This window comes from Arthrobacter sp. cf158 (assembly GCF_900106835.1).
In the GTDB taxonomy this organism is placed as follows: Bacteria; Actinomycetota; Actinomycetes; order Actinomycetales; family Micrococcaceae; genus Arthrobacter.
The window spans coordinates 213,661-231,349 of the sequence record NZ_FNNR01000005.1 but is presented as its reverse complement, the minus strand read 5'-3'; the positions used below and the strand labels follow the sequence as shown (position 1 = coordinate 231,349).

The 17,689-nt window shown below is 59.5% G+C and carries 13 protein-coding genes and 2 pseudogenes; 7 read left to right on the top strand and 8 right to left on the bottom strand.

What is annotated here, in order from left to right:
- Positions 1–877: 877 nt before the first annotated feature.
- Both BLW08_RS24340 and BLW08_RS23860 read left to right on the top strand, forming a co-directional pair.
- Positions 878–1,690, top strand: a pseudogene (locus tag BLW08_RS24340) (flavin reductase); the annotation flags it as partial.
- 235 nt (positions 1,691–1,925) lie between these two features.
- A complete protein-coding gene (locus tag BLW08_RS23860; protein WP_217639232.1) occupies positions 1,926–3,260 on the top strand; it encodes a hypothetical protein in 1,335 nt (444 codons plus the stop codon).
- 534 nt (positions 3,261–3,794) lie between these two features.
- On the opposite strand, the gene BLW08_RS12095 is transcribed toward BLW08_RS23860, so the two are convergent.
- The 8 genes from BLW08_RS12095 to BLW08_RS12060 all read right to left on the bottom strand — a co-directional run bounded on the left by BLW08_RS12095 (position 3,795) and on the right by BLW08_RS12060 (position 12,634).
- Entirely contained in the window at positions 3,795–4,688 is an 894-nt protein-coding gene (locus BLW08_RS12095; RefSeq protein ID WP_254779838.1) for a triose-phosphate isomerase family protein, read from the bottom strand.
- A complete protein-coding gene (locus BLW08_RS12090; RefSeq protein ID WP_091325305.1) occupies positions 4,672–5,142 on the bottom strand; it encodes a ribose-5-phosphate isomerase in 471 nt (156 codons plus the stop codon). Before BLW08_RS12090 ends, BLW08_RS12095 begins: the two co-directional genes overlap by 17 nt.
- Positions 5,139–6,896, bottom strand: coding sequence for a dihydroxyacetone kinase family protein (locus BLW08_RS12085; protein WP_091325304.1), 1,758 nt, complete (start codon positions 6,894–6,896; stop codon positions 5,139–5,141). The genes BLW08_RS12090 and BLW08_RS12085 overlap by 4 nt, the downstream gene beginning before the upstream one ends.
- 186 nt (positions 6,897–7,082) lie before the next feature.
- On the bottom strand, positions 7,083–8,162 hold the full coding sequence (locus BLW08_RS12080; protein ID WP_091325303.1) for a substrate-binding domain-containing protein: 1,080 nt from the start codon (positions 8,160–8,162) through the stop codon (positions 7,083–7,085).
- A 47-nt stretch (positions 8,163–8,209) separates the two neighbouring features.
- A complete protein-coding gene (locus BLW08_RS12075; RefSeq protein WP_175538674.1) occupies positions 8,210–9,136 on the bottom strand; it encodes an ABC transporter permease in 927 nt (308 codons plus the stop codon).
- Positions 9,137–9,219: 83 nt separating this feature from the next.
- Positions 9,220–10,677 (bottom strand): sugar ABC transporter ATP-binding protein, encoded by a 1,458-nt coding sequence (locus BLW08_RS12070; RefSeq protein WP_175538673.1) that lies wholly within the window; start codon positions 10,675–10,677, stop codon positions 9,220–9,222.
- Between the two features lie 64 nt (positions 10,678–10,741).
- Positions 10,742–11,749: a Gfo/Idh/MocA family protein gene (locus tag BLW08_RS12065; protein ID WP_091325297.1), complete on the bottom strand. Its 1,008-nt coding sequence runs from the start codon at positions 11,747–11,749 to the stop codon at positions 10,742–10,744.
- A 189-nt stretch (positions 11,750–11,938) separates the two neighbouring features.
- Entirely contained in the window at positions 11,939–12,634 is a 696-nt protein-coding gene (locus BLW08_RS12060; RefSeq protein ID WP_175538672.1) for an AraC family transcriptional regulator, read from the bottom strand.
- Between the two features lie 334 nt (positions 12,635–12,968).
- Here BLW08_RS12060 and BLW08_RS24335 point away from each other — a divergent pair.
- The 5 genes and pseudogenes from BLW08_RS24335 to BLW08_RS12040 form a co-directional block, all read left to right on the top strand.
- Positions 12,969–13,133: pseudogene (locus tag BLW08_RS24335) on the top strand (LacI family DNA-binding transcriptional regulator); the annotation flags it as partial.
- A 27-nt stretch (positions 13,134–13,160) separates the two neighbouring features.
- Entirely contained in the window at positions 13,161–13,943 is a 783-nt protein-coding gene (locus tag BLW08_RS12055) for a substrate-binding domain-containing protein (RefSeq protein ID WP_254779837.1), read from the top strand.
- 324 nt (positions 13,944–14,267) lie between these two features.
- Positions 14,268–15,416, top strand: a complete 1,149-nt coding sequence (locus BLW08_RS12050; protein WP_139244887.1) for a Gfo/Idh/MocA family protein — start codon at positions 14,268–14,270, stop codon at positions 15,414–15,416.
- On the top strand, positions 15,416–16,387 hold the full coding sequence (locus BLW08_RS12045; RefSeq protein ID WP_091325291.1) for a sugar phosphate isomerase/epimerase family protein: 972 nt from the start codon (positions 15,416–15,418) through the stop codon (positions 16,385–16,387). The genes BLW08_RS12050 and BLW08_RS12045 overlap by 1 nt, the downstream gene beginning before the upstream one ends.
- 7 nt (positions 16,388–16,394) lie before the next feature.
- Positions 16,395–17,510: a serine hydrolase domain-containing protein gene (locus BLW08_RS12040; RefSeq protein ID WP_139244886.1), complete on the top strand. Its 1,116-nt coding sequence runs from the start codon at positions 16,395–16,397 to the stop codon at positions 17,508–17,510.
- Positions 17,511–17,689: the final 179 nt, after the last annotated feature.

Here is a 17,689-nt window from a genome sequence, read left to right as displayed (position 1 = left end):
CGTTGGGTTGTGGGTTTGTTGAGTTCTTGGTGCAACTGGTGGGGCTGGTTTGTGTGGGGGTTGCATTTCGTCTGGCGCTCCTCTCGCAGTGGTTGTTTGGTCTTCGGTTTCCTTGGGCTGGTGTGCTGGCTGAGGGCGTCCGGTTTCTTGCTCTCCGGCTTCCTTCGGTGTTTTGCGTTTTGGCGCGTGCTGGCTCCTTGCTTCGTCTGTGTTGCTTGGCGGCTGCCCGCCGCGTGGCCGGGATGGTGGTGCTTGTCTTGCCGCATCGGTGGGCGGCACTGGGCGGTCCTTCGTTGAGCGGTGGCCCGCGGGTCCACCTCTGGCGTTTACTTGAGTCCGCGGTGTTTGGGGCGGGCCTGCTGGTTTTTGGCCCGTTGGGCTTCGCGTGGTCGCTGGTGCCGGTGTTTCCTGTCTGGTTTGTGGCAGCACGGTAGGCTTTGGTTTATGCTGTGTGGCCGGGTGGGATGTGGCCTGCTTCGGGCATTCTGGGTTCGGCCGGGTGTGTGGGGAGGCCTGTAACTGTTTTGCGGTGGGTTTTGCTTCTGGTCGCGGTGTGGTTGCCTCTCCCTTGTTGCGCTGTGCTCTTGCGCGTGCTCTTCTTTACGATCGGCTTTTTGGGTGGGTGTGCTTGGGCGACGCCCCTGGGTGGCTCTCCTTTGTGCGTCGTCCTGGGTCTGGTTGTGCTGCGGCGTGTGGGCAGTGCGTTGATGCCCGGTCGTGGTAGCGGCTCTTGTCCGCGGCTGGAGTTCTGAGGGTTTCGCTCTGTCTGGACTCCCGCCCTGCGTTAGGCCCGTCTGGGTCCGGAGGATTGGTTATCACGGCTGCGCTTTGGCTGATTGGCCTAAGCGTCGCTCTTGCTTGCTGGAGTCCGAGCCGGGTGTTTTCCTCAGTTCTTGCTCGGTGCTGGGGTTGGGTGGCGTGCTGTGCCGGCGGCGTGGTTGTGTTCCCCGTTTCGTTCTGTTTGGCGGATCCGAGTGCGGCCGGAGGTCTGTGGGCGTGTTGTGGCGTTGTTGTGGCTTTCGGTTCTTTCGGTGATGGGCGGGTAGCTGTTCTGCGTCGATGTTGGGCGGTTCATGGTGGGGGTGGGGCTCGCTATCAGGCATACGTTCCTTTCCATGATGTGGTGTTGGCGGGTGCCTCATTGCTTGCCGTCGCTCGTTTCGGGTGTTCCGTCTTCCGGGTCTTTGGCGTGCTGGGTGTGACGTTGCGCTGGGGGATCGGTGTGCGTTGCAGGTCTGTCCTCTGCCGTCCGTCGGTAGTACCGTTGTTTCGTTCTTGTCGGCTCGGCGCAGGCCCGTGGAGCGTTGGCTGGCGTTGGTTCGTTTGCGGCTTGGGGCATTCGGCGTGGGGGGTTTGGATTGTTCCGTGTGAGGCCTTTGGCGCGGCCGTGGGTTTCCCCTGCGCCTCCTTTTACCGCGTCTCCGTCGGTTGCCGTCTGCTTTCTTTCGGTGTCGTTCCTGCTTCTCCGCGTTCTCGGGGTCTTGGCTTGTGCGGGCGCTTCGCTGTGTGCTTTCTTGCGCCCGCTCCTGGTTGGTTGGTGCGTTGTTTTGCGCGGTCGGGCTCGGATCGGTGGGCTGGTCTTTCTTGGGGTCGGCCATTCGTTGGGTGTCCGCTTCTTGCGGGCGGCGTGGTCTGTCTCTGTTGCTCCATTCCTGGTTGGTTGGTCGGTGGTGGTCCTTTTCTTGTTGTGGGGGCTGTGGCGGGACTCCTGCGGGGTGCTTTTGGTCGCGGGTGGGCGGTCTTGTTCTTTGTGGGGCCGTGTGGGTGGTTGCCGGGCGGTGGGTTGCGGGGTGTGTGTTTCCGGTGTGGTCGGGGTGGTCGCGGTTGGGGGTGGCGGCTTTTTTTTCGGCTATGTGTGGGGTGCTGGGTGGCATGCTGTCGGGGATGTCGTCCTTGCCGATCGCTCCGCCGCTCTCATCGGTGTCGTGGCGACTCCCCGTCGCTGGCTGGTGTTGGTCGTTATTTTCGTTGCCGGGCTGGTGGTGGTGTTCGCTTTTTCGGTGGTTTTCGTGTGTGTGGTTGCGGCCGTCGTGGTTGTTGGGTTGCTCGTCGTTGTCGGTCAGTGGTTCGTCCGCTGGTTCGGTCTTGGATTTGGTGTTTTGCTGCTCGTTTGCGGGGGGCTTTCTGGCCGTTGGTGGCATTGTTTTGGGTTCACCATTGGGCTGCTGTGGTTTGGGGGTTGTTGGGTTGTCGGCGGTGTTGGCTTCGCGCTTGAGTTCGTCCTTGTTGCGCGTCTTGGGGATGGTGCTTTCGCGGTCGTTGTCGTCGCGGCTGTTCTTCCCCTCGTTTTTGTTGCTTTTGTCCTTGGGGTTGTGGGTGGGGGTTTTGTTGGGGTGTTCGGCGGGGTTGGCTGCGCGGGTGGTGTTGTTGGGGTGGTTCTGGGGGTGCGCGTCCCGGATTTCCTTTGCTGGTTGTTGGGGTTCTTGGTGGGTGTGTTCTTTGTCGTGGCGTGCCTCGTTGGGCGGGTTGTGTATCTTGCAGGCGCCGGTTTTCACGCGGGTGGGTTGCGGGTTGGTGTGTTGGTTGTCGTTGTGGTCTTGGCCGTCGTTGCCGGGTTCGTGTTTGGTTTGGGTGGCGGCTTCGGCCTGGTCTGGGGTTGCTTTTGGGGTGTCGTCTTCGTTGTTGGCGCTCTCGTTCTGCTGGGCATCTTGTCCGTCGTAGGTATCGGCGTCTTCTTTCTTGTTGTTGCGCTGCAGGTGGTCGTGCGGGTGGCCCGGGTTTGTGCCTGTCTGGGCGGCGTTTTGGCGTTTGGCGTTGTGTTCTGCGTGTTCGTTGTTGTGTTCTATTGTGTGGAGTCTGTTGTTGGCTTTCCTCTGCTGCGGTGCGGTTTTGGTTTCGTTGCGGTGGTGGTTTTCCTGCTCGTCGGTTCTGGCTTTGTCGGCCGTGGGGTCGTGGTCGTGGTTGGTGGTGATGTGGTGGTGTTCGGGGGGTACTTGTTCCTGGGCGTGGGGGTAGTTTTGGTTGTCGGGGTTGTTGTGGGTGGCCTTTTGGCGGTTGTGGTGCTCGCTGCTCGCCTTTTTGTCGGGGTTTGCGCGGGCGGTGCCTTTCCCTGTTTCTTGTTGCTTTTCATTTGTTGTTTGGGACCTCGAGGCTTTGTTGTGTCCTCTGGTTTTGTCGGTGGTTGGTCTCCGGTTGGGGGTGCTGTCGGGGCCGCCCTTGTTCGTTGCTTTGGTTGGTGTGTCTTTGTTTGTGCTGGCTCTTGTCGGGCTTGTTGTGGTGGTGGCGTTGGCGTTTGTGTGGTGGTGTTTCCGTGTGCGTGAGGTTTCCTGGTGCTTGTTTGCGTCTTCTCGTTCGGTCTTTTGTGTGGCTGTTCCGGGGGTGCTGCGTGAGGGCGTCTTTCATGTGCTTGTGTTTTTGCATTCCGGGGTCGGTGTTGGTGGTGTCGGTGCTGCTTGCCTGGTGGGGGCTGTTGGCGCTGTTGAGCCGGTGTCGTCTCCTTTGCGTGGGTCCCTGTTTATGGGTCTGCATTGCGGTGTTTGTCGCGGCTGCCTCACCCTCCGGCCGGCCGTTGGTGGAGGTCTTGTTGGCTTCGTCGTTTTTCGGCGTGTGGGCGGTGCCGTTGCTGCTGGTGGGCCGCGGGTTCGTTCTCAGCGCCTGGGCGATGTGCGGGTGGGTGCTCCGGTGTTCCGTGGGGCTCCCTTTCGTTCGCCGTTTCAGGGTTGTGTGGGGTTCGTCTGCTTTGCGGTGGACTTCGGCGAGCTCGTCGTCGTTCTTGGTTTCCCGGGTCGCGTGGTTGGAGATCTTGCTCCGGTCCACGGGCTTCTCCGGGGCTTTTGGCGGGGGGTGGTGTGTGTTCATGGGGTGTGTTTCCTGGTCCGTGGTTTGTCGGCGTATCGCTTGGTTGGTGTGTGTGTTGTTGCTGCTGATTTTTCCTCTTTCTTCGTGGTGAGGCGTGCGGCGGTTTCGTCCAGGATGGTTTTCAGCGCTGCGGGATCGTGCGCGAAGCGGCCCAGGAACAAGCCCGCGACGGCGGTGTCCAGTTCCGTGATGAGGCCCGGTCCGGCGCTGCCGCCGTAGATGACGCTGCTGTCTTCCTGACCCGGCAACGAACGCAGGTGCTGGTCCAGGCCGCGGACTACGGCGCTGATGTATTCCGGTGTTGCCGGTTCCGGGGCGCCGATGGCCCACTGCGGCTCGTAGGCCACGATGGTCCGGGCTGTGGGGCCGAGCGTTCCGGCGCGGTTGAGGGCGGCATCGATGTCGGCCGTGCAGTGGGCGATTGCTTCCTCGGGGGAGCCGGCATTCAGTTCGCCCACGCACAGCACGGGGGTGAGTCCGTTGCGGTAGGCCGCGGCCGTTTTCAAGCCGATCACCCGGTCGTCTTCTCCGAAGATCCGGCGGCGTTCCGCGTGCCCTACCTCCACATACCGGCCGCCGAGCTCGGCAACGGTTTTGCCGCCGACTTCGCCGGTGTACGCGCCTTCGTCTTCCCAGAAGATGTCCTGCGCTCCGGTTCCAACAGCGGCCGCGCCCAGGATCCGGGCTGCTTCGGGCAGTACCGGGAGGGTGGGGAGCACGAACAGTTCGATGTCGCCGCTCACCACTGCCGGGTGCTTGAAGGCGATGGTGGCGATGTCGCGGCAGTAGTCCACGGAACGCTGGTAGCCGAAGTACATTTTCAGGCTCACACCGATGACCGCGCGTGGTTGTTGGGCTGCCGCGCTGGCGGTCTTAGCAGGAAGAGACACCCTCGTAGTCCTTAATCAGTGTGACTTTCTCGGCCGAGGCAGAGGTTTCGTCGAAGGTGTAGGTGAGCCATTCCTTGGCCAGGCGGCGGGCGAGCTCCAGTCCCACCACACGCTGGCCGAACGTGAGGACCTGGGCGTTGTTGCTCAGGACCGAGCGCTCCACGGAGAAGGAATCGTGGGCGGTGACGGCGCGGATGCCGGGAACCTTGTTCGCGGCGATCGCAACGCCCAGTCCGGTGCCGCAGACCAGGAGTGCCCGGTCCGCCTTGCCGGCGGCGATCAGTTCAGCGGCGGCGATGGCAACAGAGGGGTACGGTGTGTGGCTCGAGGCGTCCACCCCGACGTCGGTCACCGATTCGACCAAGCCGTTCGCTTCCAGATCGGCTTTCAGGGCTTCCTTGTACTCGAATCCGGCATCGTCCGATCCAACGACCAGGCGCAGTTTGGTGCTCATGCTGTTTCCTTTACTGAGATCTTCCCGGCGGTGTTCCCGGCGAGGGTGTTGTGGATGGCCCGGACGATCAGGGCCATGGAGACGGCTCCGGCGTCGGGCGTTCCGAGGCTCTTTTCGGCGTGCGGGCGTGCCCGGCCCATGAGGGGCAGCAGGTTGGCGGTCGCCTCGGCGGACTGTTCAGCGATGGTCGCCGCGGCACCCCATGCTTCCTGAAGTGTTGCTCCGCCCTGAACAGCGGCCGTGAGGGCTTCGCTGAACGGGGCCAGGACATCCACCAAGGTTTTGTCGCCTACCTTTGCCTTGCCGAAGTCCATGATGGAACGCCTCGCTTCGGCTATCCCTGCGGCAACGGCTGCCGCGTTCGGGCGGTCACTGTCACCGACGGATTGGCCGACGGAGCGCAGGGCCATGCCCCACAGCGCACCCGAAGTGCCACCGGCTTTGTCCGCCCAGGCATCGGCAGCAAGATTCAGGACGGTCCCAGCTCCGGCACCGCGTTCGACGGCGCCTGCCGCAGCAGCGACGGCGGCGTGGATACCGCGCTCCATGCCGATGCCGTGGTCACCGTCGCCGGCGATCGCGTCGATCCGGCCCAGCTCCTCCACGTTGGCATCAATCACTGCTTTGGCGGCGGTAAGCGCGGCCAGGATGCCGGGCGCGGCGGCCTTGGATTCTTCGCTGGCGTCCGGGATCACGGCTTGCTGCTCGGCGCCCATGGTGAGTTGCTCGGCGTCGAGCGCTTGAGCGCTTACCGCACCGCGCCGGAAGGCCGGTGCATCGGCGGGGGCCAGCCACAGTTCTTCGAGCTCGGAGTCCAGCCAGAACAGTGTCAGCGAGGTGCCGGCCATGTCGAAGCTGGTGACCAGTTCTCCCACCTGCGGGTCAACGGCCTCGATGCCGGCTTCGGCCAGCAACTGCGCCACCCGGCGGTAGACCACAAAGAGTTCCTCGTACTTGACGCTGCCCAGACCGTTGAGGATCGGGACCACACGGGCGCCCTGGACCTGGACGCCGTCCGGGATCTCGGCGAGGAGGTCCTTGACCAGCAGTTCGGCGAGTTCATTCGCCGTCGGAATGTCTGTCTCGCCGATGCCGGGTTCGCCATGGATGCCCATGCCGACGGCCATGCGGCCTTCGGGAACGGAGAAGAGCGGGTGGTCCGCGCCCGGGAGGGTGCAGCCGGTGAAGGCAACACCGAAGGAACGGGTGCGGTGGTTGGCGCGTTCGGCGATCTCCACCACCGCGTTCATGGAGTAGCCGGCCTCGGAGGCAGCGGCTGCAACTTTGAAGACCGTCAGGTCCCCGGCGATCCCGCGGCGCTTGTGCTTGTCCGCCAGCGGAGCCGACGAGATGTCGTCCGTGACGGCGATGCTTCTGCAGTCGATGCCCTCGGCGCGCAGCTTGTCCTGTGCCTGGGTGAAGTGCAGGACGTCCCCGGCGTAGTTGCCGTAGCCCAGGAGCACACCGCCACCGTTCTCCGCAGCCTTGGCCACGTTGTAGACCTGCTGTGCCGAGGGGGATGCGAACAGGTTGCCCATCGCTGCGCCGTGCGCCAGGCCCTGGCCGACCAGCCCGGCAAAGGCCGGGTAGTGTCCGGAGCCGCCACCGATGACCAGTGCAACGGAACCCGGGGTGCTGCGGGTGCTTCTGGCAACGCCACCGGACACACGACGTACCCAACGGCCGTGCGATGCAACGAAACCTTCGATCATCTCGTCGGCAAAAGCTGCGGGTTCATTGAACAAGCGGGTCATGCGGGGCTCCTGGACCGTTTGGAAGCAAAGCGAACGAAATCGCCTCGGGACAAAGTTGATATGGAGTTTTGATGATGGACAAAAACTGTCCTGGGGACACATTCCTGGCAAAGACCGCATCGCCAACCCGTGTCGACTGTGAGCGGTCGTGAAGTAGGGGGGCCGGCAACGCCCCCCACTTCCCGGCTACTTAGAAGGTGGCATGATTGGAGTTTCCTTGAATGCGTAGCTCTGCCAAAGAGCGTCCATCTCGTCCGGGGTGAAGCGACCTTCGCCGCCATCCTTGGTTACGAGGTCGAAGCCCGTTGCCGTTACAGTGTCGAACTTCGCTCCGTGGCGTACGATCTGGTCCAAAACCTGAGCTCCTTGGTAACCCCAGCCGTAATATTTTTGGCCAACGAGAGCGTGTGCCAGTCCGTTCTTCACCGCATCCATCTCAGGTTGGATGGTGTCGAAGGCTACTACCGTAAGGCCCCCGTTCTTTGTCCGGTCTACAAGAGTCGGCAGGTTCGATGCTTCAACAAGGAATGGCCATGGACCGTCGAAGAAGAAGCCATTTATGCTCTGGTCACCACGAAGAGTCGACTCGACGGCATCTACAGACTTGGGCACATCGTCATTGCCGGGGACCGTCTTCACGATCTCGAAATCGACACCGGCCTTCTTGAGACCTTCCTGGAAGCCTTGGTCACGCTCGGTAAGGTTCTGCGAACCAAGCACTCCGGTAAGAATGGCGATACGCTGCTTACCTTTGCCCTTTACAGCTTCAGCGTAGAGCTTGCCCGCTGCTTCGCCGCCAGCTTTATTATCGGACCCGACGTAGGTGAGTCGCTTGCTGTCGGGGCAATCGGAGTCGAACGTGATGACAGGAATGCCACGCGACATAGCGGAATCGATTGCCTCACACACCGATGGGCCAAGACTGGACACCATCAGTCCGTCTACACCACGTTGTACGTACGACTCGATAAGTTGCACTTGTGCCGCGGCGTCCGGCGCGGACGGTGCAGTCACTTCAACCTTGATGTTCCCGATTTCCTTGGCGCGCTCCTCCATACCCTTTTTCGCTGCGGTAACGCCTGCATTGCCCAGTGCTTTGAAAATGGCGACGAAGGTAAGTTGGTCATTCGGGCCTTTGGACACAGTCGTCCCTGCCTGCTGACCGGAGCTACAACCTGTAAGGCCGAGAGCGAGGGCGACGCCGAGTGCCAGTATGCTTCCACCCAGCTTGCTTACCCACGATTTGGAAGACTGACGTTCTTTCATAGCTATTCTCCTTTGGATAGCGGTGGTATTTTCAGATGTCACAAGAATCAGTGAATAGTTGTTCGTGTTCGTACACGGTCGATGATGACGGCGATCACAATAACCGCACCGATGACAATTTGTTGCCAATAGCTGTCAACACCCAGCAGAGCCATGCCGTTGCGGACGATTCCCAGCAAAGCAGCACCCCAGATGACGCCCGTTACATTTCCGATGCCTCCTGCGAAGCTTGCACCACCAATGACGGCTGCGGCGATGATGTCCAGCTCGTAACCTGTACCAATAGTGGATTCCGCTACACCCAGCCGGGCTGTCAGAAGAATGCCGGCTATCCCGGCAAAGAGGCCTGAAATAACGTAAGCCAAGGCCGTTACGGTCTTTACCTTGACGCCGGACAAACGCGCTGCCTCCTCGTTGCCGCCGATGGCGTAGAGTTGACGTCCAAATACTGTCCTCGTCATTACCCACCACATAACTGCGGCCAGCACAAGCATGATAATAACGGGCATGGGAATTCCCAGGAGAAAGCCTTGACCAAGGCTCTTGATGAACGGATCCAAGCCGGTCACGGGGTAGCCACCCGTAAGAGCAACGTCCGCACCTCTGACGACGTTCAGCATGCCCAGCGTCACCATAAAGGAAACCAACCCGAGCCCGGCAATGAGCGAGCCGTTAAAGAGGCCGACAGCCATGGCTGCGGCAATACCGCCCAGTAGAGCCATCCACGTCGGTAGGCCAGCTCCGGAGATCAAGGCGGTAACGATGCCGGAAAGACCGATGACAGAGCCGGATGAGATATCAATGCCGCGGGTAAGAATAACGACGAACTGCCCGATGGCAGCGATGGCGATGAAGGAAAAGGCCCTGGCAACAAGGCTCAAGTTGTCGAGCGTCAAGAACTGCGGCGTTGCAATGGACAGAAAAGCCGAGACCAACACAACAGATACGACAGCACCGGAAGAAGGCGCCGCCAAGAAGCCACTGGTAAGTTTCTTGGCTCCGGTGCCGGCCCTGGAAACTTTCCGTTCAGTAGGGACCGGCTGGCTCTTTACAATACTCATGAAACACTCTCCAATTGGCTCGCCAGCTTAAAGATGTATGCCTGCGAAACTTCTTCTTTTTCAAGGACGCCTTGAAGTCGTCCTTCTGCCATGACGGCAATTCGATCGCTCATGCCGATGAGCTCCTCCATGTCGGAAGAAATGAGCAGCACCGCAACTCCAGACCGTGCGATTTCATCGATAGCTGTGTAGATCTCCTGTCTGGCGCCCACATCGACGCCACGAGTGGGCTCATCAAGAATTAGTACTCGCCGGGGTACCGCCATCCACTTGGCCAGCACGACCTTCTGCTGGTTTCCGCCGCTCAGGGTCCCAACCGGCTGACGGTAGGACCTGGTACGCACGCGGAACGAACCGATGGCGTCTTCAGCTTTACTCGCAAGTTGGCGTAATGAGAGCACGCCACCTTTACTCCATTTGCCCAAATTCGGGAGCGACAAGTTCATCTCTATGTCCTGGCCGAGAACCAGTCCGTCACGTTTGCGGTCTTCCGGGATAAATCCAAGGCCGTACTTCACAGCATCCCTCGGCCCCCGGATCCTGCACTTCTGCCCGTCTACCCAGATACTTCCGGCCGTAAGGGGATCACATCCGAAAACCAGGCGGGCCAATTCAGTTCGGCCTGCTCCAACCAATCCCCCTAGGCCCAGGATTTCACCTTCGCGGACGACGAGATTGACGTCTTCGACGATTCCGCCGGACATGCCCTCAAGTTCAAGCGCGACGGAACCAACCTCAGTCCTTTTGTCCGGAAAAAGAGTGGTCAGTTCCCTGCCGATGAGGCTGTTCACGATCTCCTCCCTTGAAGTCTTCCCATCATTGGGGTCGTACTCAGCAACTTTGTTGCCATCGCGCATGACGACAATGCGGTCGGCGACCGCAAATGCCTCAGGTATCCGGTGAGTCGTAATGACCACAGCGAGGCCAGCGTCACGGAGACGGTGAATCAGGCTCATGAGGTCCTGTGCCTGTTCTTCGGGAAGCGAGCTAGTTGGCTCGTCCATGAGTAGAACCCGAACCTCGTCCTGCGCGAGTGCCTTCGCAATTTCAACCTGTTGCTGTTGGGCCAGGGAAAGCCTGCCAACAAGCGTCCGAGGATCTACCCGTGAACCGACCTGCTCGAGTGCATCCTTCGCTTGCTTGACGCTGGCTTTGCGATTCACGACCGCCGCGAGGCCGGGGCCTGTTCCGGGTTCCCGACCCAACGCGATGTTTTCTGCAACGGAGAGATTGTCCACCAGGTTCAGTTCTTGATGGACCATGGCAATTCCGTGGGAGCGCGCGTGGCTGACTGAACCGAGGTGGACGGATTCGCCCTCAACAATGACGTTGGCAGTGTCAGGGCTATACACCCCCGCCAAGACCTTCATTAAGGAGGATTTGCCTGCCCCGTTTTCTCCGAGTAGCGCAACCACTTCACCCGGATACAGCTCCAAGTCGACGTCTTTGACCACAGCAACGCCACCAAAGGAAACGCGCACGCCCCTGGCCGACAGTACTGGGGCCTTACCGGCGTCATCAGTCAGCGTCATAGCGAACTCCCACTTGCCCGCGGATCTCGTCCATGATCCGGAGTGTCTTGAGCGTGAGTGCGTGCGGAACCACAGGGCTTTCCAGTTTTCCGGCACTAACGCAGCGACCGACCTCAAGCGCTTCAAAGCGCCAACCCATACCTCCCTCAACTGTGCCCATGAAGTCCTCGACCTTCTCGCCGTGTGCAGGGTTCCCCTCCCCGAACGTGACCACCTTTAGATCCGTCGGAATCATGTAGTTGTACCCGAGCTCGATTCTTCCGAGAGTTCCGTTTACGCTGGCCCGGTTTGAGGATTCCGTAGAAAGTGATGTGCTGATGATGCCGTGTCGTCCTGCAGCGTCGCGCATAACCGCTGAGGTTTCAGCATCCACACCTGTGGTTGTCAGGGTTCCAAAGGCCCTGATCTCCGTGATATCACCAAGCAAACCGGCGACGAGTGACACGGGATAGACGCCGAGGTCCAAGAGGGCTCCGCCGCCCAATGAGCGGTCGTAGAGACGGTGTTCGGGAGAGTTCGGGTCGAAGCGCAAACCGTGGTCGGCAGACACCGAGATGACCTCTCCGATAGCACCGGATTCGATGACTTCCCGGAGCTTGACCATGTGCGGAAGAAACCGCGACCACATGCCTTCCATGACGAAAACTTTTTCCTGCATCGCCAATTCGAACAAAGACTCTGCTTGGTTGGCATTCAAAGCAAAAGGTTTCTCCACCAAGACCGGTTTGCCCGCCCTGACAGCAAGCTCGGCAACACGGGCATGTTCGCTGTGCGGGACAGCAACATAGATGAAGTCAACCTCTGGGTCCGCGATCAGTTCTTCGTAAGATCCGTGGGCCCGCATTGGACCGCGCTCATCAGCGAAGCGCTGTGCCTTTATAAGATCCCGTGAACCCACTGCCGTTACAGTTGCCTCGTCAGTGAATCCCATGTCCCAGGAGAACATCCCGGCAATAAATCCTGCCCCGGCGATGCCCCAGCGATTTTGCGTCATTGCAGCTTCCTTTTCGATGAGTATTTGCCGGGTACCTAGCCCGGCGACCTTGGTTCAATTGTGTTCCCGGTATCGGGCAAATACTTGTGCAGTTGGGACTCGATATTGACTGATTGAGCCACTGACTATTGCCTGATGCCCAAACGTCGCTCGCTAGACGATCAGAACGGCGCGACGACTCGATCCTGCTCAAGCGAATACGCGGCTACCAGTCGAAAGATGGCCGTCAAAGCTCTCCGCATACTGACGTCCGGTGACCCTGAAGCTCCGCGGTGATTCGCCGAACCGTGCTTTGAAGAGACGGCTGAAGTGGGCAGCATCCCGCAAACCCCATTGCGCCGCGATCGAACTTACGGGGAGGTGGCTAAATGCAGGATCTTGCAGATCCTGCCTGCAACGATCCAACCTGCGCTCACGAATCCACATACTAATGCTGGCGCCCTGTGCCCTGAAGGCCCGGTGAAGGGTCCTAGTTGAAACATTCAACCTTGCGGCGAGGGCCTCAGCATCCATCGCGTCATCCCACAGCCGATTTTCGATTATTTCCGTAGAAGCAGTGAAGAGAGCCTGCGTATCGCTCCGCCCCTCTGGCTTCTCCTCGGCGCAAGCCATACGGACAATTACACTGAGCTGGTCACACACGCGGCGATCATGCTCGTGGAAACCGCCATGATCATCTTCGGCCAACCCCCTGAGAATATGGGCGAGGATTCCGGAAGTAGAACCTCGACGGTCATTTATCAGTCGTCCTCCCGCTGATCTTGTTTGCAAGGGAAGGTCTTTAGCGCCGGCGGGCAGCAGGACGGCAATAACTCGCGAATCATCCGGAACCGCTAAGGTCAAAGCTGCCAGGTTTCCAGTGATGAGCATCTGGTGCTCATTCAAGTTCGCAACGTTTGACCCCGCAGATACACGGGCAATTCCCTGATCAGCGAATACAATCCAGATCCCGTCTGGGCTATCTGGCGCCTCCTTGAGCAGCCACTGCCCTCGGCCTAGCCGGTGAATGCTTAGGGTGCCTGGAACTCGTACCATCGCCTACCTCCTCGTAGTATGGTTACAGGTGTAAACATAATTAGATTACACCTGTAACCAATCGTCAAGAGTGTCTGCTTGTCTCTTGGTGACAAGTTGGTGGCGCTCGTTCCCCATCACAGGGATCGGGGGCTAAGTATTCTGATGTGAACGTTCGGTTTGTTGTGATGACGTTAGGAGAACAGTGGCAGGCGCACCCCAGGGACGAAGGCGGGCGACAAGTACTGATGTGGCGCGTGAGTCAGGCGTATCGAGAGCGACCGTCAGCTACGTGCTCAATAACACTCCCAACAAGCACATCTCACCAGCTACGCGGGAGCTCGTAATACGCACCGCACGCCGTCTGGGGCATGTTCCCAACCCTCAGGCGAGGGCGTTGAAAACCGGCAACAGCAACATAGTCCTGTGCTTGGTTCCTGCACTTACATTGGGGTTCGTCTTCGATCATGCTTTGGATGCCCTAACACGGGAGCTGGCGCAACGGGGCTACGTCCTGCTGGTCCACCGCATTTCGGACAAGTTGGATTCCCGAGGCGTGCAAGACATCTGGTCGTATTTGACTCCAACACTGATTGTCACTATAGGCGGACTCCCGCCTTCAGAAACAGCAGTGCTCGAAGGGCATTCTCCCGCTCCTGTGGTTAGTGATTACGGCATTGTCGAACACAGCCGCGTTGGACAAATGCAGGCCGACTACCTTATAGACCGGGGACACAGGACACTCGGTTTCGTCATGCCCAACGATGCGGCCCTACGTGCTTACGCGCTGGACCGTGCTGCCGGCGTAATGCAGGCGTGTGAAAGGGCCTCTCTTTCTCCACCCGTCATCACCGTTGTTGAGGGGTCTCTGAAGAGTTACTCCGAGTGTCTCGACGAATTCGAAGCCACTGGAGTCACCGCGGCCTGCGGGCATAACGACGACGTTGCGCTCATGCTTCTGGAAGCCCTTCGTGCACGTCGGCAATCCGCCCCGGAGAACTTGGCAGTTATAGGGTCAGATGACATCCCGCTGGCCGAACTGGAATTAACTACCATTGCTTTGGATGCCGAAGTGTGCGCCGCAAACATCACCAATAAGGTGCTTACTGCTTTGGGTGCTGAAGTAGATCCTTCAATCGAAAACGAAATGCTGTCCCTGATTCGACGAACGTCGGCCTGAGGAAGCGTTCCTCTGTTGTAACCCCTTCAACGACTGGCTTGATTACGCCTGCCTTCAAGTATCAGAAGATCTGTCAATCCTGCACAAGAAGAGGGCCCGGGCGTACAAGTAGCATCCCGCACAAACGGGAAGTATTGAGTTGTGCCATGGTCGAGAACGGCCTCGAGGAGACAACGACGGTTTGTCTCTGGTTTGCTCCACGAACGTTCCGGCCGACCTATTGAGCAGCGCAGCCGCCGTAGGGTGGCGCGCCACGTGGTGACGGCCAACCGACACCACCGGGTACAGATAACCGTGATCAGTTCAGTTTGGAAGGACAAATTAGTGAAAGAGATTAGGGTCGCGCTTATTGGCGGTGGCGGGTTTATGGGCCGTGCGCATAGTTTGGGATATTCAGTAGCGACTCAGCTCTCTGAAGTCGACTTCCGCGTCAGAAAATCAATCCTGGTCGATGTGGATGGTGACGCAGCAGCGCTGGCAGCCAGCGCACTGGGGTGGGAAGCAAGCTCCGCCGACTGGAGGTCAGTAGTCGCTTCCCCGGACATCGATGCAGTGGACATCGTCACACCGCCTGGACTTCATAAAGAGATCGCACTGGCCGCGATCGCCCATGGCAAACACGTATTCTGCGAAAAACCTATTACCAATGACGTTCCTGGAGCCCTGGAGATGTGGGACGCCGCCCGCGAGGGAGGCGTCACCAATCAAGTCGGTTTCAATTACCGCCACATACCCGCTATCACGCACGCGAAAGAACTTCTCTCACCCGGGAAACTGGGGGCACCGCTTCAGTTCCGTGGAACATACCTCCACGACGCGCTCTTCTTCATTAGCGACTTTGGTTGGCGCGGGAGCAAGGCCACGGGTGGCTCAGGAGCGACCGGCGACATCGGATCGCATCTTATCGACATAGCTGAATACCTTTGCGGTCCCATTGTCCGCGTCTCCGCCCTACAGGTAACCCGCGATCGCTCGCACGCCGACAGTGGATGGCACAAGACGACAGACGCTGAACGGGGAGAGCTCCTTGACGAAGCCGCGACTTGGATCGCCGAGTTCGAAAACGGGACAATCGGCACCTTCTCTGCCGGCTTCTACTCGCCAGGAAAGAAAAACGCCCTTGCGTTCGAAATTGACGCCACCGGCGGCGCGGTAGCCTTTGACTGGAACAATCCAGATCAGCTGATTGTCGACCTGCTGGATGACCAAGCTGCGGTCGCTGGACCGCGGACCGTTGAGGTATCCCAAGGCATCCAGGAAGATGTCTGGTATCCGGTCCCGGGCCTAGGCCAAGGCTACGTCGACGGCATGGCGATCCAGTTGCGCCGATTCCTTCAGGCGATTGCGGATGATCGGCCAGCCACCCCCAATTTTGGCGAGGCAGTCCGAATCCAACAGGTGATCGATGCGATCGAACAGTCAGCCTTCACGAATGCCTGGGTAACCATGCCGGACCGCCCCAAGGGAATTTGATGAGCACCCCGCGAATCAGACTTGGAACAGACCTGATCACATTCTTTGATCTTTCCTATTGGGGCATTGCTGCCGAAACTTCCTACGAGGAGTGGATGCGCATGGTTGAAGCTGACCCTCATCTATATTTCGAAAGGATGTTTGATGGGTGTGTAGAGGCAGGTGTGCAGGGCATCGAATTTGCTCCACCGCCCGGAGGTTTGACGACTGCCTTGGCCGCCTACGGATCAGCTGCCAAGCTCGGGGCGGCTTTGCGCTCACGAGGCCTTTCCGTCAGCTCCAGTTTTACTTTTGGAGCGCCTCTCATCATGGGTGCGCTCGAAAATCCTGCCTACAGGTCCACGGCTGACGACGAAATCCGCAGGCACGCTGACGCCCTCGCCGAATTGGATTGTGGGCTCATTGTGCTCGGGGCAGTACCACGAGCGTCAGTCACGGGCGGGGATCCTAATGGGGTCGTTCCGCGATTGGACTTAGTCCGCATAGCAGAGCAGCTAGACCACTTGGGCGCCGCTGCAGCCCCAGCTGGCGTTCGACTTGCTCTGCACACAGACGCGTATTCAGTCTGTTCTCGCCTGGAAGACGTCTCAGAAGTCCTCTCGCAAACATCTGCAGACACAGTCTCGCTGTGCCTCGACGCGGGACATGTCACCTTGGACGGTGGCGACGCGGTGGAAATGTTACGCACCCACGTTGATCGGGTGCCGATCATGCACTGGAAGGATTGTGTGAGCCCGCTCGATGGAGCCACGCTCACAGGTCCTGTCATGGATCGGCACGCAGTGATGCTCACGCACTTCCGTATTCTCGGAAACGGCGCGGTGGACTGGAAGAGCTGGCAACAGATCCTTAAGGCATCAAACTGGTCCGGCTGGGCCATTGCCGAAATCGATATGTCCCCGGATCCCATTGGCGAACTCCGTGCCGGCATTGAATTCTTTGAGCGCGAACTCGCGCCCATACACCGGTGAGTACGCAATGAACAAGATATTCGTCAAAGGGAGCACGGAAAGCTTTGAAGGCCTCGCAGACGTTTTCGGGCGGCTAGCGGCCCAGCAGTCCAAAGGTGGTGCGGCGGTGACCGTATTTCAGGGTGGTCGGTGTGTAGCGGACCTATCCTTCGGTGACTACTCTACTTCCTCACGTCAGGTGGTCTTCTCTGTTTCCAAACTCATCTTGGCCATCGCCTTACACAGGGTGGCGGAGCGGGGTGCCCTCAACCTGGATGCGCAGCTGTCTGAGGCATGGCCGGGTTTCGGCTCGGCAGGTGGCTCGAACGTGACCGTCCGTGACGTGCTGGCGCACAGAACCTCATTGGCCGCTCTGGATGTCGTCCAGACCTCCCAAGGGGTACTGAGTGGAGGCGATCGCGAGGCTGTTCTTGCGGCCGCTGCCACTGCCCACCGGCTGGACGGCCATGGCTACCATGCAGTGACGTTCGGCACAGTTCTTGGGGCAGTAGTTGAGGAAGCTCTGGGGATTAGCGTTACTGAGCTTATACGCAGAGAGATCGCCGACCCACTCGGTGTGGATCTTGTACTCGGTGGGAGACAGACCGAGATTCATCCCGTACTGTTCTCAGAACCCGCTGAAGCGAGCGTTCCGGGGGCACCCCTACCGCAGCGTGACGGTCTTCTTGAGGCCTTGGTTGCTGATCCGGAGCTTTTCAATTCTGATGCTTTTCTCGAAGCAGGACTACCTTCGATGGGAGTTGTTACCACAGCTTCGTCTCTGGCGAGGATCATGGCATCGACAGTGAGTGAAGTTGACGGCATCCGTCTTTTGGATGCTAACACCGTTGACAGCATGACTCGTCCCTGTTCGTCCGGTCTGGATCTGGTGCTTGGAGTACCTACGAGGTTCGGGTCGGGGACTCAGCTCTCCTTCCCACGGCTCCCTATTGGCCGGCAGTCATTTGGCCACGAAGGAGCGGGAGGGTCTGTCGCCTTCGCAGATCCGGAACTCGCGCTGGGAGTCGGGTTCACCACCAATCTCTTCCCGTCGGCGCCAGGCGCCAGCCCTCTTTTCCTGGGCTTGCTGCCTACAATCCGGCACATCGCTAACGAGCGAATCGCCGTGCTCCGGGAAGCATGAAAGGGCACGTTTCCACTTGAACTGCTCCTCAAAGTCATTGGGCTTTGGGGAGCAGTTTCTTGCCCCAAGAAGGTTTCTCCCGGCAGGACCATAAAAGTCGTTATCGGCTGTTCAAGGCCGTGTAGCCACTCCTGTGATGCCTCATGAGGCTGAGCTCGGGGTCTGTTGACGACTGAGGG